Below are 16677 nucleotides of genomic sequence, written 5' to 3' on the forward strand. Positions count from 1 at the left end.
CAGCTTGGGCAGGGGGTTCCCGGCCGCCGTCCCGTAGGGTCGCGGTGTGACGGATCTCCGGTTGGGGCAACGGTCGTTCGGGGCCGGCGAGTTCGCGGTGATGGCGATCGTGAACCGGACGCCGGATTCCTTCTTCGACGGCGGCGCGACGTACGCCGACGCGGCCGCGCTGGCCGCGATCGACCAGGCGGTGGCGGCCGGCGCCGATCTGGTCGACATCGGCGGTGTCAAAGCCGGGTACGGCGAGCCGGTCGACGAGACCGAAGAGCTGCGCCGGACGGTGGAGTTCGTGGCCGCCGTTCGTGAGCGGCACCCTGACCTGCTGATCAGCGTGGACACCTATCGCAGCGGGGTGGCGCGCCGGGTCGGTGCAGCCGGTGCGAATCTGATCAACGACACGTGGTCCGGCCATGACCCTGAGCTGGCGGGGGCGGCCGCGGAGTCCGGCGCCGGTCTGGTCTGCAGTCATGTGGGCGGGCTGAAGCCGCGTACCGACCCGCACCGGATGGCGTACGACGACGTGGTCGCGGACGTGATCCGTACGACGACTGCCCTGGCCGAGCGTGCGGTCGCGGCCGGTGTCCATCCGGACGGCATCGTCATCGATCCGACGCACGACTTCGGCAAGAACACGCTGCACTCGCTGGATGTCACCCGCCGCATCGACGAACTCGCGGCGACTGGGTGGCCGGTGCTGGTGGCGATGTCGAACAAGGACTTCATCGGTGAAACGCTGGACCTGCCGTCCGCGCAGCGCGGCCCGGCCACGCTCGCGGCGGTGACCGTCGCTGCCTGGCTCGGTGCTCGGGTCTTCCGGGTCCACGACGTGGCCGGAGCGCGGCAAGCGCTCGACCTGGTCGCCGTCCTGCGGAAGACCGCGACACCCGCGTACACCCGAAGGAGCCTGGCGTGATCCATCGCCGTACGAGTGACGGTCGCGAGCTGACCGAGCAGGAGCTGATCGAGGCCTACACGGTGCCCGACCGAGCGGTTCGCCACGTCCGGGCGAACTTCGTGACCAGTCTGGACGGTGCGGTCACGCTGGACGGTTTGTCGGGTGGTTTGTCGAGCAAGGACGACCAGAACATGCTCGGCCGCCTCCGGTCGCTGGCCGACGTCGTACTGGTCGGCGCTGGGACCATCCGCGCCGAGGGATACGGTGGTCTGAAGCTCGGCGCAGCCCGACGCTCTTGGCGGACCGCCCAGGGCCTGTCCGCGAATCCGGTGCTCGCTGTGGTTTCGGCCCGGCTGGAGCTGGCTGCGAGCAGTGCGGTCTTCACCGAGGCACCGGTGCGAGCTGTCGTCATCACCTGCGCCTCAGCGCCGGCGGAGCAGCGGGCCGCGCTAGCTGAAGTGGCCGACGTCCTGGTCTGTGGTGAGGGCGCTGTCGACCTGGAGCAGGCCATCGGCGAGTTGGCTGCGCGTGGGCTGCCCCAGATCCTCTGCGAGGGCGGCCCGCACCTGCTCGGTGCGCTGACCGCTGCTGACCTGGTCGACGAGCTCTGCCTCACCGTCTCCCCGGTGCTCGCCGGCCCAGGTGCCCGCCGGATCACCGACGGCCTGGCTGCGACCGAAGCCCGGCAGCTCGCGCTGCGACATGTTCTCAGCACTGATGACGGCTTCCTGTTCCTTCGGCACAGTCGGGGAGACAGCTAGTGGCCGTGGTCGCCGCCGCCGTCTGCCCGCACCCACCCCTCATCATTCCGGAGCTGGCCTTCGGCGCCGCCCCGGAGTTGGCTTCCCTCCGTGCCGCCTGCAGCCAAGCACTTGCGTGCCTCGCGGTCGCGGACGAGCTGGTCGTGGTTGGCTCCGGGGCTGTCACCGGCCGCCGTCACGAAGCAGATGCCGGTGGCAGCTTCGCACCGTACGGCGCACCGCAGGTCCGCGTCGGCTCCGGGGCTCCGGTGCTGCCACTTGCCCACACAGTCGCTGCCTGGCTCCTCGAACGAACCGCCGCGTCCGACCTGCCGCGGAGTTACCTGGAGGTCGCCGGGGACGCGACCCCCGCGTCCTGCGCTGCCCTCGGGGACGAGCTGGCGAACGACGACCGGCGGATCGCTCTGTTGGTGATGGGTGACGGTTCAGCACGGCGCAGCGACCATGCACCGGTGCACCTGCATCCACGCGCCGAGGTGTTCGACAGCGCGGTGGCGCGTGCACTCGCAACGGCCGACTGGGGCCTGTTGGCAGCGCTCGACCCAGCTCTCGGCGCGGAGCTGCATGCTGCCGGACGGGCGCCCTGGCAGGTGCTTGCGGGGGCGCGTCCGCCGCTGACCGGCGAGCTGTTGTACGACGCGGCGCCGTACGGCGTTGGCTACTTCGTGGCCCGCTTCAGCTGACAGGCACCGGTGCCCAACGCGGTGCTGTCGCCGCCAGCGCCGGGCCGAGCCGTTTGACCAGCTCTGCGCGAGCCGCCTCGACGGCAGCGATTGCCGCCGCGGCTGTCTCGTGTGGCCCCGACCAGTTGCACACAGCGTCGCCGGCGTACCAGTCACCCGATGGTGCCCGGCGTACGTGCGATACCGCTAGCGGAGCCTGCTGGCCGGCGTGGTGCAGCACTGCCTCGACGGCGACCACTGGTGCGTTGAGATCGAGCAGCGGGCGCAATTCAACCGCATCTGTACGGACGAACTCGTAGCCGCTCGGCGCGCGCTCTGCGATCCACGCGAACGCTCGGTCCGCGGTCTCGGCCAGCTCCTGTGCGAGCACCGGATCGGCCAACGCGGCGACTCCGCAGGGGCGCGGGTCGGTCGGGCGCAGAGCGGCCTGCGCGCGGCGCATCAGCATCTCTTCCGGCAGCGTCTGTCGGCGGCCGAGGATGCGCGACAGCCCGACGACGTCGAAGTTCAGCTCGTCCGGTGTGCGTTTCTGCCCCGGAGCGAACGGTTCACCGACAGCGGTTCCGCGGGTTGTCCACGGGCCGACGTGCCAACGCTCCAGTGCAGTCACGCCGTTGACACTACTTCGCCGGAGCCTCGACTCCGAAGGACTTGGCCAGGTCGGTGAGGATGGTCCAGGCGCCCTGCAGTCCGACGGCGGTCATCCAGGTCAGGTCCGGCACCTCGCGGACCTTGGGCGCCAGCGGCTTCCACAGCGGGTTCGCTTTGAACTGCCCGGCGGTCTTCGCGCTCAGCCCCTTGTCGTCGGCGAACTCGGTGACGAAGATCGCGTCCGCGTCGGCGTCCTTGATCCGCTCCGGCCCGATCTCCAGCGCGAACCCGGCGACGTCCTGCGACTTGGGCCGGGCCAGGCCGGCGTCGGCCAGCACGATGCCGGAGAAGCTCGACTTCTGGTAGAGCCGGGTCGGGCCGTCGACGAACCGGACCACCGAGATCGTCGGGTTCTTCGCCTTCGCGTTGATCGCGGCGCCGACGGTCTTGGCCGCCGTCTCGTACGCCGTCAGCTCCCGCTCGGCCAGCTCCTCGGCGCCGAGCGCCTTGGCCTCGAGCCGGATGTTGTCCTTCCAGGTCGGGCCGGTGGTCTCCGACATGATCGTCGGCGCGATCGCGGACAGCTGGTCGTAGAGCTTCTCGTGCCGGACCTTCGCGGTGATGATCAGATCCGGGTCGAGCTCGGCGATCTTCTCCAGGTTCGGCTCGGCCAGCGTGCCGACCGCCTGCGCGTCCTTGCCGAGGGTGTTCCGGTCGTCGCCGAGGTAGTCCGGCAGCTTGTCCTTGATGCTGCGGTAGTCGGTGTAGCCGACGACCGGGGTGTCCAGGATCAGCGTCGCGTCCACGAAACTCGCGTCCAGCGCGACGACCCGCTGTGGTTTGGTCTTCAGCTCGGTCTTGCCCATCGCGTGCTCGATCGTGCGCGGGAAACCGGCGGCGGCCGGCGCCTCGGGGGACTTCGGATCCGCCGTCGAGCCGCACCCGGTCAGGGCCAGCGCCGTGACGGCGAGCAGGGCGGTGATGCGACGCAGACGCACGGGTCTCTCCAGAGGGGTTAAGGTGACACCTGACCACTGACAAGTAAGGCAACCCTAACTCATGCACCCCTCGGCGCGGCGGGCCACATCCCTTGTGGTGCTGGTGATTCTGCTCGCACTCGCTTTCGTCGCGAGCCTCGCCTTCGGCTCCCGCTGGCTCGGGCCGGGTGCGCTCTGGCACGCGATCACGGCTCACAACGGCTCGGACGCCGATGTGATCATCCGCAGCCTCCGGTTGCCGCGCAGCGTGGTCGCCGTCCTGATCGGGCTCTGTCTCGGCGTCGCTGGGGCTTTGATGCAGGGCCACACCCGTAACGCGCTGGCCGAGCCGGGCATCTTCGGGGTGAGCTCCGGTGCGGCCTTCGCGGTGGTCCTCGGGCTGCAGGTCGGCCTGGTCGAGTCGGTGTCGTCCACGGTCTGGGTAGCGCTCGTCGGTGCGCTGCTAGCGACGTACGGCGTCCAGCGGCTGGCCTCGCGGGGGAGCGGCGCCAGTCCGGTCGGTCTGGCACTGACTGGCGCGGCGGTGGCCGCGATGCTCGGTGCGTTCACTTCTGCGATCGTCCTGCTCGACAACAACACTCTGGATGGCTACCGCTTCTGGGCGGTCGGTTCGGTCTCCGGGCGAGGTCTGGACGTCGCAGTCCAGGTGCTGCCGTTCGCGCTGGTCGGTCTGGCCCTTGCCGCGTTCAACGCGCGCGACCTCGACCTGCTCTCACTCGGGGACGACGTAGCGGCCGGTCTGGGGCTTTCGATCCGTAGGGCTCGGTTGGTCGGGCTGGGCGCGATCGGTCTGCTGACCGCGGCCGGAGTGGCTGCCTGCGGTCCGATCGGCTTTCTCGGTCTACTCGGTGGGCATCTGGCCCGGCAGGTCTTCGGTGCGCGCAACACCTGGCTCATTCCGGCCGCAGGGGTGATCGGTGCGATCGCGCTGCTGCTCGCGGATCTGATTGGCCGATTGGTCGGTGGCGCGGGCGAAGTACAGGCCGGTGTGATCCTCGGCATCGTCGGTGCGCCGCTATTCGTCCTGGTGGTACGTCGTCGGGCGGTGGTGCTGTGAAGTCGCGCACCGTCGTACTGAGCCTGGTCTTTGCCGCGCTGGCGATCGGCATCGCCCTGCTGTCGTTGAGTATCGGTACGTCGAAGGTGCCGGTTGGTGACGTGGTCGAGGTGCTACTCGGCGGTGGGCGGCGTGGGCAGCGGCTGATCGTGCTGGAGTTGCGGCTGCCGCGCGTGGCGACCGGTCTGCTGGTTGGCATCGCTTTCGCGGTCTCTGGCGCCCTGCTGCAGACGCTCTCCCGGAACGCGTTGGCCAGCCCGGATGTCGTCGGAGTGAACTCGGGCGCATCTGCTGGCGCAGTAGCCGTCATCGTGTTGGCCGGCACCGGCGGCGGCAACATTTCCGGCTTCGCCGGCAAGGTTGGCATCCCGCTGGCTGCCATCCTGGGCGGTCTGCTCGCGACGGTGATCGTGGGCGTGCTGTCCATCCAGCGTGGCCAGGTGGACGGCGGCAAGGTCGTGCTGATCGGTGTCGGCATCGCGGCCGCGGCGAACTCGCTGGTCGCCTGGATGCTGGTCATCGGTGATGTGAACGACGCTGGTCGGGCTGCGGCCTGGCTGGCCGGTTCACTCAACGCCCGGGCCTGGAGCGACGCCGTCCCGGTGCTGATCGCCGTAGTGGTGTTGTTGCCGGTGGCAATCTTGTTCAACCGGGATCTGTCCGCGATGGTGCTCGGTGACGACGTGGCGTCGTCCCTTGGCGTCCGGGTAGCGAGGATCCGGCTGCTGTTGCTGATCGTGGCGACGCTGCTGGCCGCCATGGCGACCGCAGGCGCCGGGCCGATCGCGTTTGTGGCTCTGGTTGCGCCGCAGGTCGCGCTGCGGCTCACCAGGATGGAGCGGCCGCCACTGGTCACGACGGCGCTGCTCGGCGCGGTCTTCGTCGTACTGGCCGATCTGGTCGCGCGAAACGGGCTGGGCTGGCTTCACGTGGGACCGTACGAGTTGCCGGTCGGCGTGATCACCGCTGCGGCCGGAGCGCCGTACTTGCTGCATTTGATCGGCCGTCAGCAGAGAGGACGCTGAAGTGCACGTCGAGAACCTCACCCTGGCTTACGGCACGGACGCACCTGTGGTGGCCGGGCTGACCCTGGAGGTCCCGTCCGGTCGGTTGACTGCGATCGTCGGGCCGAACGGCTCCGGCAAGTCGACGCTGTTGCGCGGTATGAGCCGGTTGCTCACGCCGCAGAGCGGTCAGGTGGTGCTGGACGGGCAGGACATCCACAAACTGCCCGCGCGGGAGTTGGCGCGCAAGCTCGGCGTCCTGCCGCAGGGTCCGGTGACGCCGGAGGGTATTACTGCTGCGGAGCTGGTGTCGCGTGGTCGGCATCCGCACCGGGGTCTGTTCGGTCGGCTGACGGCCGAGGACGACGCTGCGATCGACCAGGCGCTCGCAGCGGTCGAGCTCACCGAGCTGCGGGACCGCCCGGTCGAGCAGCTGTCCGGTGGGCAGCGGCAGCGGGTCTGGATCGCGATGGTGCTCGCCCAGGGCACTCCGCACCTGCTGCTCGACGAGCCGACGACGTACCTCGACCTGGCGCACGCGGTCGACGTGATGAACGTCGTCCACGCGGCCGCGCACACTGCGGCGCGCACGGTCGTCGTCGTCCTGCATGACCTGACGCTGGCCGCGCAGTACGCCGAGCACCTGGTGGTGATGGGGGAGGGGCGGATCGCGGCGCAGGGGCGGCCGGTCGACGTCCTGACCGAGCAGCTGCTGGACGCCGTGTTCGGGCTGCAGGCAACCGTGGTGGAGGTCGGTGGTGCGCCGGTCGTCGTACCGGATCGTAGGCTGGCTGGGTGATGCCCTCCTTCGAGACCCTGGTGGACACCCTGGCCGATTCGGTCAGCTGGCTGTCCGTGCGGACGGCGGACGCCGTGCCGGGGTCGGAGTGGGTGTCGTGCGCGGCGGTCGTCGCGGAGCAGCAGGCGGGCGGTGACCCGACCGCGGACTGGCGTCGCCGAGTGGCGAACGACTATGCGCTGGAGTACGCGATCGATCCGCCGGTGCAGGTCGCGGCCATGTTCACGCTGATGTGGTACGTCCAGGTGCCGGCTCTGATGGCTGCGGTGAGTGGAGCCGCGCTCGGCGTCGCTCCGGACGTCTCGCCCGCCGCGCTGGCGTTCCGGGTGCATCCGAAGGCGCACTACCCGGTTGAGGTCGCGCTGCTCGCCGATCAGGTCGTTCCGGTCGAAACTGCGGCCACTCAGCTCAGAGCCCACACTGCGGCGTTTCTGGACTCGTTTCGCCCCGGTGTGAAGCTCAGCTCGCTACAACGGTTCGGAGCCGTCGACGACGAGGTCAGGTCCGCGATCCGGTCTCTGGAGGTCGCGCCGCACGCCGATCGCGCTGCCGCCGCATTCGGCGTGTCACTGGAGCAGAAACTCCGCACCTCTTGCTGCTACTTCTACGTGCTGCCACGGGTGAACGCCTGCACCACTTGCCCCAGATTCCGCGAGCTGCCGACCCGGCTGCAGTAGCCTGCGGCCGTGTCCCCAGAACGCCTGACCGCACGCCAAGCCGCCGCCGAACAGACCCGGCAGAAGCTGCTCGCCGCCGCCATCACGGAGTTCTCCCAGCGCCCGTACGACGAAGTCACCGTCGCCGGCATCGCCCGTACTGCGGGCGTCGCCCACGGCCTGGTCTCGCATCACTTCAACGGCAAGCAGGGTGCCTATACCGCCGCGGTCGACGCCGTCTACGACCAGCTCCGGGCCGCCGAGGACACCGAAACCTCAGGCACCCCAGTCGAGCAACTCCGCGCCCGCTTCCGCACCTTCCTCACCTTCGTCGCCGCCAGCCCCGCCACCGCGCTCAACCTCATCCTGGCCCCCACCCGCGACGCCGCCTTCGTGGACCGCCGCGCCCACGGTCTCCGGGAGATCAGTCGCCTGCTCTCCCTCACCCCGAGCCCACCCCTGTCGGCCGCGCTCCAGTCCTTCGCCGACGCCGCCGAAGGCCTCACCACCACCTGGCTGCGCGAGAACCAGCCCTACCCGCTTCCGGCCATGGTCGACGCCGTCACCACCCTCCTGACCGGCGCTCTCCGAGCCGCCCAGGCCCTGGAACCCACCCTCGACCTCACCCCGGCTCTCGACCAGCTCTGACCCACCCATTTGATCTTCAACCAGTCCCGCGTAGGATTTTCATTGACTTTCAATCAATGACTGGTGATCAGTAGGGAGTGGATATGAGGCTGGGTGTGATGTTGCCGCAGAACTGGCGGTTCGCGCCGGGGGCGCATCTGATCCGGGCGGCCCGGGAGGCGGAGGAGGTGGGGTACGACAGCGTGTGGGTCTCGGAGCGGATCTTGTATCCGGAGGACCAGACGGGGATTCACCGGCTGACGGAGTACGGGGACGGGGCCTGGCCGGACGTGTACCGGAAGGTGTTGGACCCGATCGTGGCGATGAGTATGGCGGCGGCGGTGACGTCGCGGGTGCGGTTGGGGAGCGCGGTGATCCTGCCGCCGCTGCACGTGCCGTTCCGGCTGGCGAGTTCGCTGGCGTCGATCGGGGCGGCCAGCGGTGGGCGGGTGGTGGCGGGGCTCGGGACCGGTTGGTCGGTGGACGAGTTCGCGGTGGCGGCGCCGCGGCCGATGAAGGAGCGGGGTGCGGCGCTGGACGAGTTCCTGGACGTCGCGGACGCCGTCTGGCGGCCGGATCCGGTGGCGTTCGAGAACGAGCGGTACAAGCTGTGGCCCGCGGAGATCGGGCCGAAACCGGCGGAGCCGATCCCGGTGTTCCTCGGCGGGTGGGGGCCGAAGGCGCTGACTCGGGTGGCCAAGCGGGCCGACGGGTGGCTCCCGGTGATGGTCCCGCCGCGGCAGATCGGCGAGACGCTCGGCGACCTGCGGAAACAGGCCGAGCAGTTCGGCCGCGACCCGGCGTCGGTGCGCGCGATCGCGATCGTGGCGCTCGGCGGGGAGTTCGTCCGGGTCGACTCGGCCGAGCGGGCGCCGTACCAGGGCAGTGTTGAGCAGATCATGGGCGATCTCGCGGAGCTGGCCGAGGTGGGGGTCGAGGAGGCCGTGCTGACGCTGCACACGATCGCCCGCGACATCGAGGAGTACAGCGACCTATTGAAGCGCTTCCACCAGGAATTTCTAGCCCTGTAAGGAAAAATGTCGGTGGCGCCTTGCAGGATGCTGGGCATGACGAAGACAGGCAAGGCGTCACCGATGGGTAATCCGGTCTTGGTTGTCCAGGGCCGACTCCGGGGCTACGGTCGCTGACGTGACCTCGTCCGGTGGTTCTCCGGCGACGACCCCGATCGGCTCCCGGGCCGAGGCGGAGGGTTATGTCGCGATGGTCTGTTTCAAGCACGGTCCGCCCCGCCTGCACGGCGTCGAGCTGGAGTGGACCGTGCATCACGCGGAGGATCCGCGCCGGCCCCTCGACGCCGGTCGGCTCGCTGATGCGCTGGGCGTCCACGCGCCCGCCACCCTGGTCCCCGGCAGCCCGCAGCTGCCGCTCGGCCGGGGCGCTCTGGTCACCGTCGAGCCCGGTGGCCAGGTGGAGATCTCCGGCCCCGCCTCGGCGTCCGTCGCGGGGCTGATCGACGACACGGCCGCCGACGCGGCCGAGCTCGCCAAACTTGTGGACGTCGCCGGCCTCGTCCTCGGCGACCACGGCCTGGATGCGTTCCGCAGTCCGCGCCGCATCCTCACCGTCCCGCGCTACGCCGCGATGGAGCAGGCGTTCGCGCGCCTCGGTCCGCACGGCCCGCGGATGATGTGCAGTACAGCGGGTCTGCAGGTCTGTCTGGACGCCGGTGAAGCCGGCCAGGCCGCGCTGCGCTGGCGGGCCCTCCACGACCTCGGCCCGGCTCTGATCGCCCTCTTCGCCAACTCGGCGTACCGCGAGGGCTCCGCCACCGGCTGGGCCTCCGCGCGCACCGAGGCGACGTTCGGCACCTGTGCGCCGTTCACCGAGCCCCCGCCGTTGGACGGCGACCCGGCCGCGGCCTGGGCGCGGATGGCGATGGAGGCGCCGGTGCTGTGCCTGCGCCGCGGCGACAGCTGGGAGGCGCCGGCCGGGCTCACCTTCGGCGCCTGGGCCGACGGCCGGCTGCCGGGTGACAGACCGACGTACGACGATCTGGAGTACCACCTGTCGACGCTGTTCCCGCCGGTGCGCCCACGGGGCTATCTGGAGGTCAGATACCTGGACACCCAGTCCGGTGACGGCTGGATCGCCCCGACGCTGCTGCTCAGTGCGCTGCTGGCTGACCCCGCCGTCCTCGATGAGGTGCTGGCCGCTGCCGAGCCGGCGTCCGGGCGCTGGTTGCCCGCCGCGCGCGTGGGGCTGCGCGACGACCTCGTCCGGCAGGCCGCGCGCAGCGTGGTCGAGCTGGGTGCCGGTCTGCTGGATCGGACCGGCGTCCCGACAGAGCTACAGGCTGCGGCCGCGATCCGGCTGCAGCGCATCGTCGACGACACCCACGGAAGGCGAGCTTCATGAACCACCAACTGTCCGATCTGTCCGACGAGGGGCTCCGCTCGTTCGTCGCCGAGCAACTCGGCAAGTCGCGGCGGCGGACGGCGCAGCTGGCTGACGCCGTCGACCTCGACGACCTGGTCAAGCAGCACTCGAAGCTGATGTCGCCTCTGGTCTGGGACTACGCCCACATCGGCAACCAGGAGGAGCTCTGGCTGGTCCGCGACGTCGGCGGCCGCGAGCCCCTGCGCCAGGACATCGACGAGCTGTACGACGCGTTCATGCACCCGCGGGCGGATCGGCCGGCGTTGCCGCTGCTCAATCCGGTGGAGACGCGCGCGTACGTCGAGGAGGTGCGCGACAAGGTCCTCGACGTCCTCGATCACGTGAAGTTCGACGCCGGGCGCGAGCTGGTCGACAACGGGTTCGCCTTCGGGATGATCGTCCAGCACGAGCAGCAGCACGACGAGACCATGCTGGCGACGCACCAGCTGCGCAACGGCGTCCCGGTGCTGGACGCGCCGCCGCCACCGGCTGGCCGGCGGTTGCCGGCGCCTGAGGTGTTCGTGCCGGGCGGCGTCTTCGAGATGGGGACGTCGGTAGAGCCGTGGGCGCTCGACAACGAGCGGCCGGCGCACGCCGTCCGGGTGGCGCCGTACGTGATCGACACCGTGCCGGTCAGCAACGGGGACTATCTGCGCTTCGTGACCGGCGGCGGGTATCAGGAGGCGCAGTGGTGGTCTGAGGCCGGGTGGGCGCATGTGCAGAAGGGCTCGCTGGTCGGCCCGCGGTTCTGGGAGCAGGTGGACGGCGACTGGTGGCGGACGCGCTTCGGCCACCGCGAGCCGCTCCCGCTCGACGAGCCGGTCATGCATGTCTGCTTCTACGAAGCCGAGGCCTACGCGAAGTGGGCGGGGAAGCGGCTGCCGACCGAGGAGGAGTGGGAGTTCGCCGCGCGGTTCGATCCGGCCACCGGCCGGACACGGCGCTTCCCCTGGGGTGATGAGAGCCCCGGCCCGCAGCACGCCAACCTCGGCCAGCGCCACCTGAGCCCGGCGCCCGTCGGCGCGTACCCGGCCGGCGCCTCACCGCTCGGCGTCGAGCAGCTGATCGGCGACGTCTGGGAGTGGACGTCGAGCGACTTCGACCCGTACCCCGGTTTCCGCGCGTTCCCCTACGACGAGTACTCGCTCGTCTTCTTCGGCCCCGACTACAAGGTCCTTCGCGGCGGCTCCTTCGGCACCGACGACGTCGTCGCCCGCAGCACCTTCCGCAACTGGGACTACCCCATCCGCCGGCAGATCTTCGCCGGCTTCCGCTGCGCCCGTGACCCCCGCCCCGAAGAGCTCTGATGTGCCGCCACCTCGCCTACCTGGGCCCACCCGTGCCCCTTGCCAGGCTCGTCCTCGACCCTGAGCACTCCCTCTACCAACAGTCCTGGGCGCCTAAAGACATGCGCGGCGGCGGGACCGTGAACGCCGACGGCTTCGGCCTGGCCTGGTACGCCGACGGTCAGCTGGTCAGGTACCGGCGCAACGTGCCGATCTGGACCGACGACAACCTGCCCGGTCTCGCGCGGTCGATCAGCTCGGGCGCCGTCCTCGCCGCGGTCCGCAACGGGACGGACGACATGCCGCACGACGAGTCCGCGGTCGCGCCGTTCCAGAGCGGCAACTGGAGCTTCAGCCACAACGGGAAGATTCCGGGCTGGCCGGGGTCGGTGCTGAAGCTGGCGGAGGGCTTGCCGGTGGCTGAGCTGTTGACGTTGGGCGCCGGGGTGGATTCGGCGTTCCTGTTCGCGCTGATCCGTTCGCGGATGGGCGAGCCGGTGGCGGCGGTGGAGTCCGCCGTCCGGGAGGTGGCGGAGGCCGCGCCCGGGGCGCGGTTGAACGTGTTGCTGATGGACGGCGAGCAGCTGGTCGCGACGACCTGGACGCACTCGCTGTGGGTACGCCGAACCGACGACTCGACGACGGTCAGTTCGGAACCGTTCGGAGCCGGGCACTGGGAGGAAGTGCCTGACCACTCGTTGCTCGTGGCCACCGCCACGACGGTGCGCATCACCTCGATGGAAGGACCGCAGTGACCCAGATCGACGTACACCTGACGCCGGACTACGCCGCTCGAGCGCTACGCGAGGACGTGCGCGCCGGGCTGACGGCCGAGCCGAAGTGGCTGCCGCCGAAATGGTTCTACGACGCGCGGGGGAGTGAGCTGTTCGAGGAGATCACCCGCCTGCCGGAGTACTACCCGACCCGGGCCGAGCGCGAGATCCTGCAGGCCCGCGCCGGGGAGATCGCCGCGCTGACCAAGGCGCACACACTCGTCGAGCTCGGCTCGGGCTCTTCGGAGAAGACCCGGCTGCTGCTCGACGGCCTGCGCGACCACGGCACGCTGACCAGCTTCGTCCCGCTCGACGTCTCGGAGTCCGCGCTGCGGGAGGCGTCGGACGCGATCAACGCCGACTACCCGACCGTCGACGTCCACGGCGTCGTCGGCGACTTCACCGCCCACCTCGACAAACTCCCCGGTGACGCCCCGCGCCTGGTCGCCTTCCTCGGCGGCACCATCGGCAACCTGCTCCCCGCCGAGCGCGCCGTCTTCTACCGCTCGATCCGCGACGTCCTCGAGCCCGGCGAATGGCTCCTGCTCGGCACCGACCTGGTCAAGGACCCGGCCACCCTGGTCGCCGCCTACGACGATGCCCAGGGCGTCACCGCCGAGTTCAACCGCAACGTCCTCCGCGTCATCAATCGCCAGCTCGGCGCCGACTTCGACGTCGAGGCCTTCGACCACGTCGCCGCCTGGGACCCCGACCACGAGTGGATCGAGATGCGCCTGCGCGCCACCACCGCCCAGCGCGTCCTCATCCCCGAAGTCCACCTCGAGATCAACTTCGCCGCCGGCGAAGAACTCCACACCGAGATCTCCGCCAAGTTCCGCCCCGAAAAAGTCACCCAAGAACTCGCCACCGCCAACTTCACCCGCACCGCCTGGTGGACCGACCCCCAAGCCCGCTTCGCCCTATCCCTCTGGCAAGCCACCTAACCACCCCACCCGCCCCGCGATAGCCGGGGCGGGGGTTCGTGGTCAGCCGCCGGATTTGATGAGGCCGTTGATCTTCTCGACGTACGCCGGGAGATCGGTGATCGGCTTCTTGCCGGAGAGGATGGGCTGGTAGTCGGCGGTGGTGAGGTCGCCGACCTGCTGGGCCCACTGGGTGGTGAAGCGGACGCCGACGGTCTTCTCCATCGCGAGGTCGGCCTTGACGGTGTCGACGACGGTCGGCTGCTCGGCCAGCGCGCCGAAGTACTTGGCCTGCGCCGGGGTGTAGGCCGGCGGTGCGACGGGGGATTCGGGCAGGACGGCGTCCCAGACCTTCGTGTTGATGTACTCGAGGACCTTGAAGGTGGCGTCCTGGTTCTTGGTGTACTGCGGGGTGCAGATGCCGACCGAGTCGTAGAGCGTCGCCGGGGTGGTGACCTGGGGGAACGGGGCGAAACCGTACTTGACCTTCGGCTTGTCGACCTGGAAACCGGCCGCCAGCCACTGGCCGCCGAACATCATCGGCACCTTGCCGGCCGCGAACAGCGACTGCGCGTTCGAGGCGTCGTACCCGGGCGGTGCGACCGAGCCGTTCTTGACCGCGTCGACCAGCTTCTGCACGCCCTCGGTGTACTTCGCGTCCGCCTCGGCCTTGGTCGGGTGGTTGACGTCGTCCGTGAACGGCGCGCCACCGGCCGAGACGGCGTACATGCTCATCGTGAACGGCCCGTCCGGCCCGGTGAGCTGGTCCGCGACCAGGCCGTACTTCGCGCCGCCCTTCCCGGTCAGCTTCGCGGCGGCGGCGTACATCTCGTCCCAGCTCCAGCCGCTCTTCGGGATCGGTACGCCGGCCGCGGTGAACGCGTCGGCGTTGTACCAGACGCCGTACGTGTTCATCAGCGACGGCAGCCCGCCCATCTGCCCGTCCGCGGTGGTCCAGTTCTTGATCGCGGACGCGACGAACTTGTCCGCCCCGAAGTCGCCGGTGAGCTTCGGGCTCCAGTCGACCAGCAGCCCCTGCTGCGTGTACTGCTGCTCGGTGTCGTTACCGCACCAGAACAGATCCGGCAGCTTCTTCGCCTGGGTCAGCGACGACAGCTTGTCGCCGTACTGACCGCTCGGGGTGTCGAGCAGCTCGACCGTGATGTCGGCGTCCTTGAACTCGGCCAGCGCCTTCTTGATCACAGCGTTCGTCTGCGTCGACTCCCACGTCATCACGGTGACGGTGACCGGCCCGTCGGCCGAGCCGGAGTCCGAACCTCCGCAGGCGGTCAGCAACCCGGCGCAGGCCAGCGCGGCGCCGATGAGCTTGGTCTTCACGGATATGCCCTCATTTCTGGGTGGTGCTGCCGAGTGAGCCGAGGCCCTGGATGAAGTAGCGCTGCGCGGCGAAGAACAGGATCAGCGGTGGCAGCATGTAGAGCAGGTTGGTGGCCATGTAGTAGCTCCAGTCCGGCGTCTTGCCGGCGAACGGCGAGATGAACGCCGCCATCCCGACCGAGAGCGGCCACTTGCCGGAGGAGTAGAGGTAGACCAGCGGGTTCAGGTAGTCGTTCCAGGAGGCCTGGAAGGCGAGGATCGCCATCGTGATCCAGGCCGGCCGGGTCAGCGGCAGCATCACCTGGGTGAAGATCCGCAGGTGCCCGGCGCCGTCGATCTTGGCCGCCTCGTCGATCGAGTACGGGATCGCGAGGAAGTACTGCCGGGCCAGGAAGATGAACAGCGGGTTCCCGCCGAGGAACGCCGGCACGATCAGCGGCAGCCAGGTGTCGTACCAGCCGATGCTCTTGTAGAGCTGGAAGAGCGGGATCAGCCCGACCACACCCGGCAGCAGCATGCTGCCGACGAACAGGTAGAACCACAGCTTCCGGCCGGGGAAGCGCAGCCGCGCCAGCGCGTAGCCGGTCATCATCGCGGTCATCACCCCGCCGAGCACGCTGAGCGCAGTGATGATCGTCGAGTTCAGCAGCAGCCGCGGGAAGTTGATCGCCTGCGGCCCGTCGATGAAGTTCCGCCAGGTCCACTCGCGCGGCAGCAGCCGCGGCGGGATCTCGAAGACCGCCGAACCGCTCTTCAGGCCGATCGTGATCATCCACAGCAGCGGGACGATCATCACCGCGGCGATGAACAACGCCGTCACGTACCACGCCGTCGTACCGATCAGGCGGCGTGGCTTCGGATCAGTCGGGAGTGTTGTCACTGTAGGTCCAAAGAGAGGTGAACTTCGCGGCCAGCGCGATGACGGCGATGATGACGATGAACAGCACCCACACCTGCGCGGAGGCGTAGCCGAGCTGCGGGACGCGGCCGAGATTCGGGAAGCCGTTGTTGTAGATCGACAGCATCAGCACGTTGGTGCTGAACCCGGGCCCGCCGTTGGTCAGGATCTTCGGCTGGTTGAACGTCTGCAGCGCGGCCGTGGTCTGCAGGATCACCTGCAGCAGGATGATCGGGCTGATCGTCGGGATCGTGATCCGCAGGAAGGCCGACCACGGGCCGGCGCCGTCCACCTTGGCCGCCTCGTAGAGCTCGGTCGGGACGGCCTGCAGCGCGGCCAGGAAGATGATCATCGTGCCGCCGACGCCCCACAGCATCATCAGGACGACGGACGGCATCGCCATCGTCGGGCTCTGCAGCCACAGGCTGGTCGGCAGGCCGAGCCGCTCCAGGATCGTGTTCAGCAGACCGAGCTGCGGGTTCAGGATGAACTTCCAGAGCGTGATCGTCGCGACCGCCGGCAGGACGACCGGGAGGTAGGACAGCGTCCGGACGATCCGGACCCCGCGGAAGCGCTGGTTGCAGAACATCGCCAGCGCGAGGCCGAGGATCAGCGACAGCGGGACGTACAGCGCCACCAGGTAGCCGGTCGCCCGCAGCGCCGGCCAGAACGCCGGGTCGGTCGTGAACAGCCGCCGGAAGTTGCCGAGACCAACGAAGACCGGGTCGGTCAGGCCGTTGTACTTGGTCAGCGCCAGGTAGAACGACCGGATCAGCGGATACCCGACGAAGACCGTGAACCCGAGGATCGCCGGGGAGATGAACAGGTACGCCGCCAGCGTGTCCGAACCGGCGCCACGAGACTGCGCATTCCGGCTCCTCCCACCATTCTCACGTTGGAACGGCAGCCTCCATCGATTCACCCGCTCAACCGCCGCATCGGTGCCCTCGATTCATCGGATCTCCTCGCTCGACGTCCTGGACGGTAACGT

At 69.5% G+C, this 16677-nt stretch carries 18 protein-coding genes; 13 read left to right on the forward strand and 5 right to left on the reverse strand.

The genetic code is table 11. From position 1 onward, the window contains the following. Window positions 1–100: 100 nt before the first annotated feature. From folP to ACZ6ZD_RS36330, 3 genes are read left to right on the forward strand one after another with little or no spacing between them, the layout of a single operon-like run. The gene (gene folP / locus ACZ6ZD_RS36320) at window positions 101–913 is read left to right on the forward strand and encodes a dihydropteroate synthase (protein ID WP_465679155.1); all 813 of its coding nucleotides are present in this window, start codon (window positions 101–103) and stop codon (window positions 911–913) included. Then, on the forward strand, window positions 910–1656 hold the full coding sequence (locus tag ACZ6ZD_RS36325) for a pyrimidine reductase family protein (RefSeq protein ID WP_465679033.1): 747 nt from the start codon (window positions 910–912) through the stop codon (window positions 1654–1656). Before folP ends, ACZ6ZD_RS36325 begins: the two co-directional genes overlap by 4 nt. Beyond that, on the forward strand, window positions 1656–2339 hold the full coding sequence (locus ACZ6ZD_RS36330; RefSeq protein WP_465679035.1) for a class III extradiol dioxygenase subunit B-like domain-containing protein: 684 nt from the start codon (window positions 1656–1658) through the stop codon (window positions 2337–2339). Before ACZ6ZD_RS36325 ends, ACZ6ZD_RS36330 begins: the two co-directional genes overlap by 1 nt. On the opposite strand, the gene ACZ6ZD_RS36335 is transcribed toward ACZ6ZD_RS36330, so the two are convergent. Together ACZ6ZD_RS36335 and ACZ6ZD_RS36340 are read right to left on the reverse strand one after the other, a co-directional pair. Then, entirely contained in the window at window positions 2332–2949 is a 618-nt protein-coding gene (locus tag ACZ6ZD_RS36335) for a hypothetical protein (protein ID WP_465679036.1), read from the reverse strand. The two genes, ACZ6ZD_RS36330 and ACZ6ZD_RS36335, sit on opposite strands and share 8 nt — an antisense overlap. Window positions 2950–2959: 10 nt before the next feature. Next, on the reverse strand, window positions 2960–3928 hold the full coding sequence (locus ACZ6ZD_RS36340) for an ABC transporter substrate-binding protein (protein ID WP_465679037.1): 969 nt from the start codon (window positions 3926–3928) through the stop codon (window positions 2960–2962). A 97-nt stretch (window positions 3929–4025) separates the two neighbouring features. On the opposite strand from ACZ6ZD_RS36340, the gene ACZ6ZD_RS36345 reads away from it, so the two are divergent. From ACZ6ZD_RS36345 to egtD, 10 genes are all read left to right on the forward strand, one after another. Then, the gene (locus ACZ6ZD_RS36345) at window positions 4026–4985 is read left to right on the forward strand and encodes a FecCD family ABC transporter permease (protein WP_465679039.1); all 960 of its coding nucleotides are present in this window, start codon (window positions 4026–4028) and stop codon (window positions 4983–4985) included. Then, entirely contained in the window at window positions 4982–6010 is a 1029-nt protein-coding gene (locus ACZ6ZD_RS36350) for a FecCD family ABC transporter permease (protein WP_465679040.1), read from the forward strand. Before ACZ6ZD_RS36345 ends, ACZ6ZD_RS36350 begins: the two co-directional genes overlap by 4 nt. A 1-nt stretch (window position 6011) precedes the next feature. Next, window positions 6012–6788, forward strand: a complete 777-nt coding sequence (locus ACZ6ZD_RS36355; protein WP_465679041.1) for an ABC transporter ATP-binding protein — start codon at window positions 6012–6014, stop codon at window positions 6786–6788. Continuing rightward, window positions 6788–7465, forward strand: a complete 678-nt coding sequence (locus ACZ6ZD_RS36360) for a (2Fe-2S)-binding protein (RefSeq protein ID WP_465679156.1) — start codon at window positions 6788–6790, stop codon at window positions 7463–7465. Before ACZ6ZD_RS36355 ends, ACZ6ZD_RS36360 begins: the two co-directional genes overlap by 1 nt. Window positions 7466–7474: 9 nt before the next feature. Beyond that, the gene (locus ACZ6ZD_RS36365; protein ID WP_465679043.1) at window positions 7475–8092 is read left to right on the forward strand and encodes a TetR/AcrR family transcriptional regulator; all 618 of its coding nucleotides are present in this window, start codon (window positions 7475–7477) and stop codon (window positions 8090–8092) included. An 83-nt stretch (window positions 8093–8175) separates the two neighbouring features. Then, on the forward strand, window positions 8176–9102 hold the full coding sequence (locus ACZ6ZD_RS36370) for a TIGR03619 family F420-dependent LLM class oxidoreductase (protein WP_465679044.1): 927 nt from the start codon (window positions 8176–8178) through the stop codon (window positions 9100–9102). A gap of 118 nt (window positions 9103–9220) precedes the next feature. Further along, window positions 9221–10447, forward strand: a complete 1227-nt coding sequence (locus ACZ6ZD_RS36375) for a glutamate-cysteine ligase family protein (protein WP_465679045.1) — start codon at window positions 9221–9223, stop codon at window positions 10445–10447. Then, window positions 10444–11775 (forward strand): ergothioneine biosynthesis protein EgtB, encoded by a 1332-nt coding sequence (egtB, locus tag ACZ6ZD_RS36380; RefSeq protein ID WP_465679047.1) that lies wholly within the window; start codon window positions 10444–10446, stop codon window positions 11773–11775. The genes ACZ6ZD_RS36375 and egtB overlap by 4 nt, the downstream gene beginning before the upstream one ends. Then, entirely contained in the window at window positions 11775–12509 is a 735-nt protein-coding gene (gene egtC / locus ACZ6ZD_RS36385; RefSeq protein ID WP_465679048.1) for an ergothioneine biosynthesis protein EgtC, read from the forward strand. Before egtB ends, egtC begins: the two co-directional genes overlap by 1 nt. After that, window positions 12506–13471, forward strand: a complete 966-nt coding sequence (egtD, locus tag ACZ6ZD_RS36390) for an L-histidine N(alpha)-methyltransferase (RefSeq protein ID WP_465679049.1) — start codon at window positions 12506–12508, stop codon at window positions 13469–13471. Before egtC ends, egtD begins: the two co-directional genes overlap by 4 nt. A 42-nt stretch (window positions 13472–13513) precedes the next feature. On the opposite strand, the gene ACZ6ZD_RS36395 is transcribed toward egtD, so the two are convergent. Genes ACZ6ZD_RS36395 through ACZ6ZD_RS36405 form a run of 3 tightly spaced genes read right to left on the reverse strand, consistent with a single transcriptional unit; the run spans window position 13514 to window position 16608 of the window. Further along, complete coding sequence (locus tag ACZ6ZD_RS36395) at window positions 13514–14788, reverse strand: ABC transporter substrate-binding protein (protein ID WP_465679051.1); 1275 nt, start codon at window positions 14786–14788, stop codon at window positions 13514–13516. A 10-nt stretch (window positions 14789–14798) separates the two neighbouring features. Next, window positions 14799–15668, reverse strand: coding sequence for a carbohydrate ABC transporter permease (locus ACZ6ZD_RS36400; protein WP_465679052.1), 870 nt, complete (start codon window positions 15666–15668; stop codon window positions 14799–14801). Next, window positions 15649–16608, reverse strand: a complete 960-nt coding sequence (locus ACZ6ZD_RS36405; protein WP_465679054.1) for a carbohydrate ABC transporter permease — start codon at window positions 16606–16608, stop codon at window positions 15649–15651. Before ACZ6ZD_RS36405 ends, ACZ6ZD_RS36400 begins: the two co-directional genes overlap by 20 nt. Window positions 16609–16677 lie beyond the last annotated feature (69 nt).

Source organism: Kribbella sp. NPDC104218 (genome assembly GCF_055584105.1).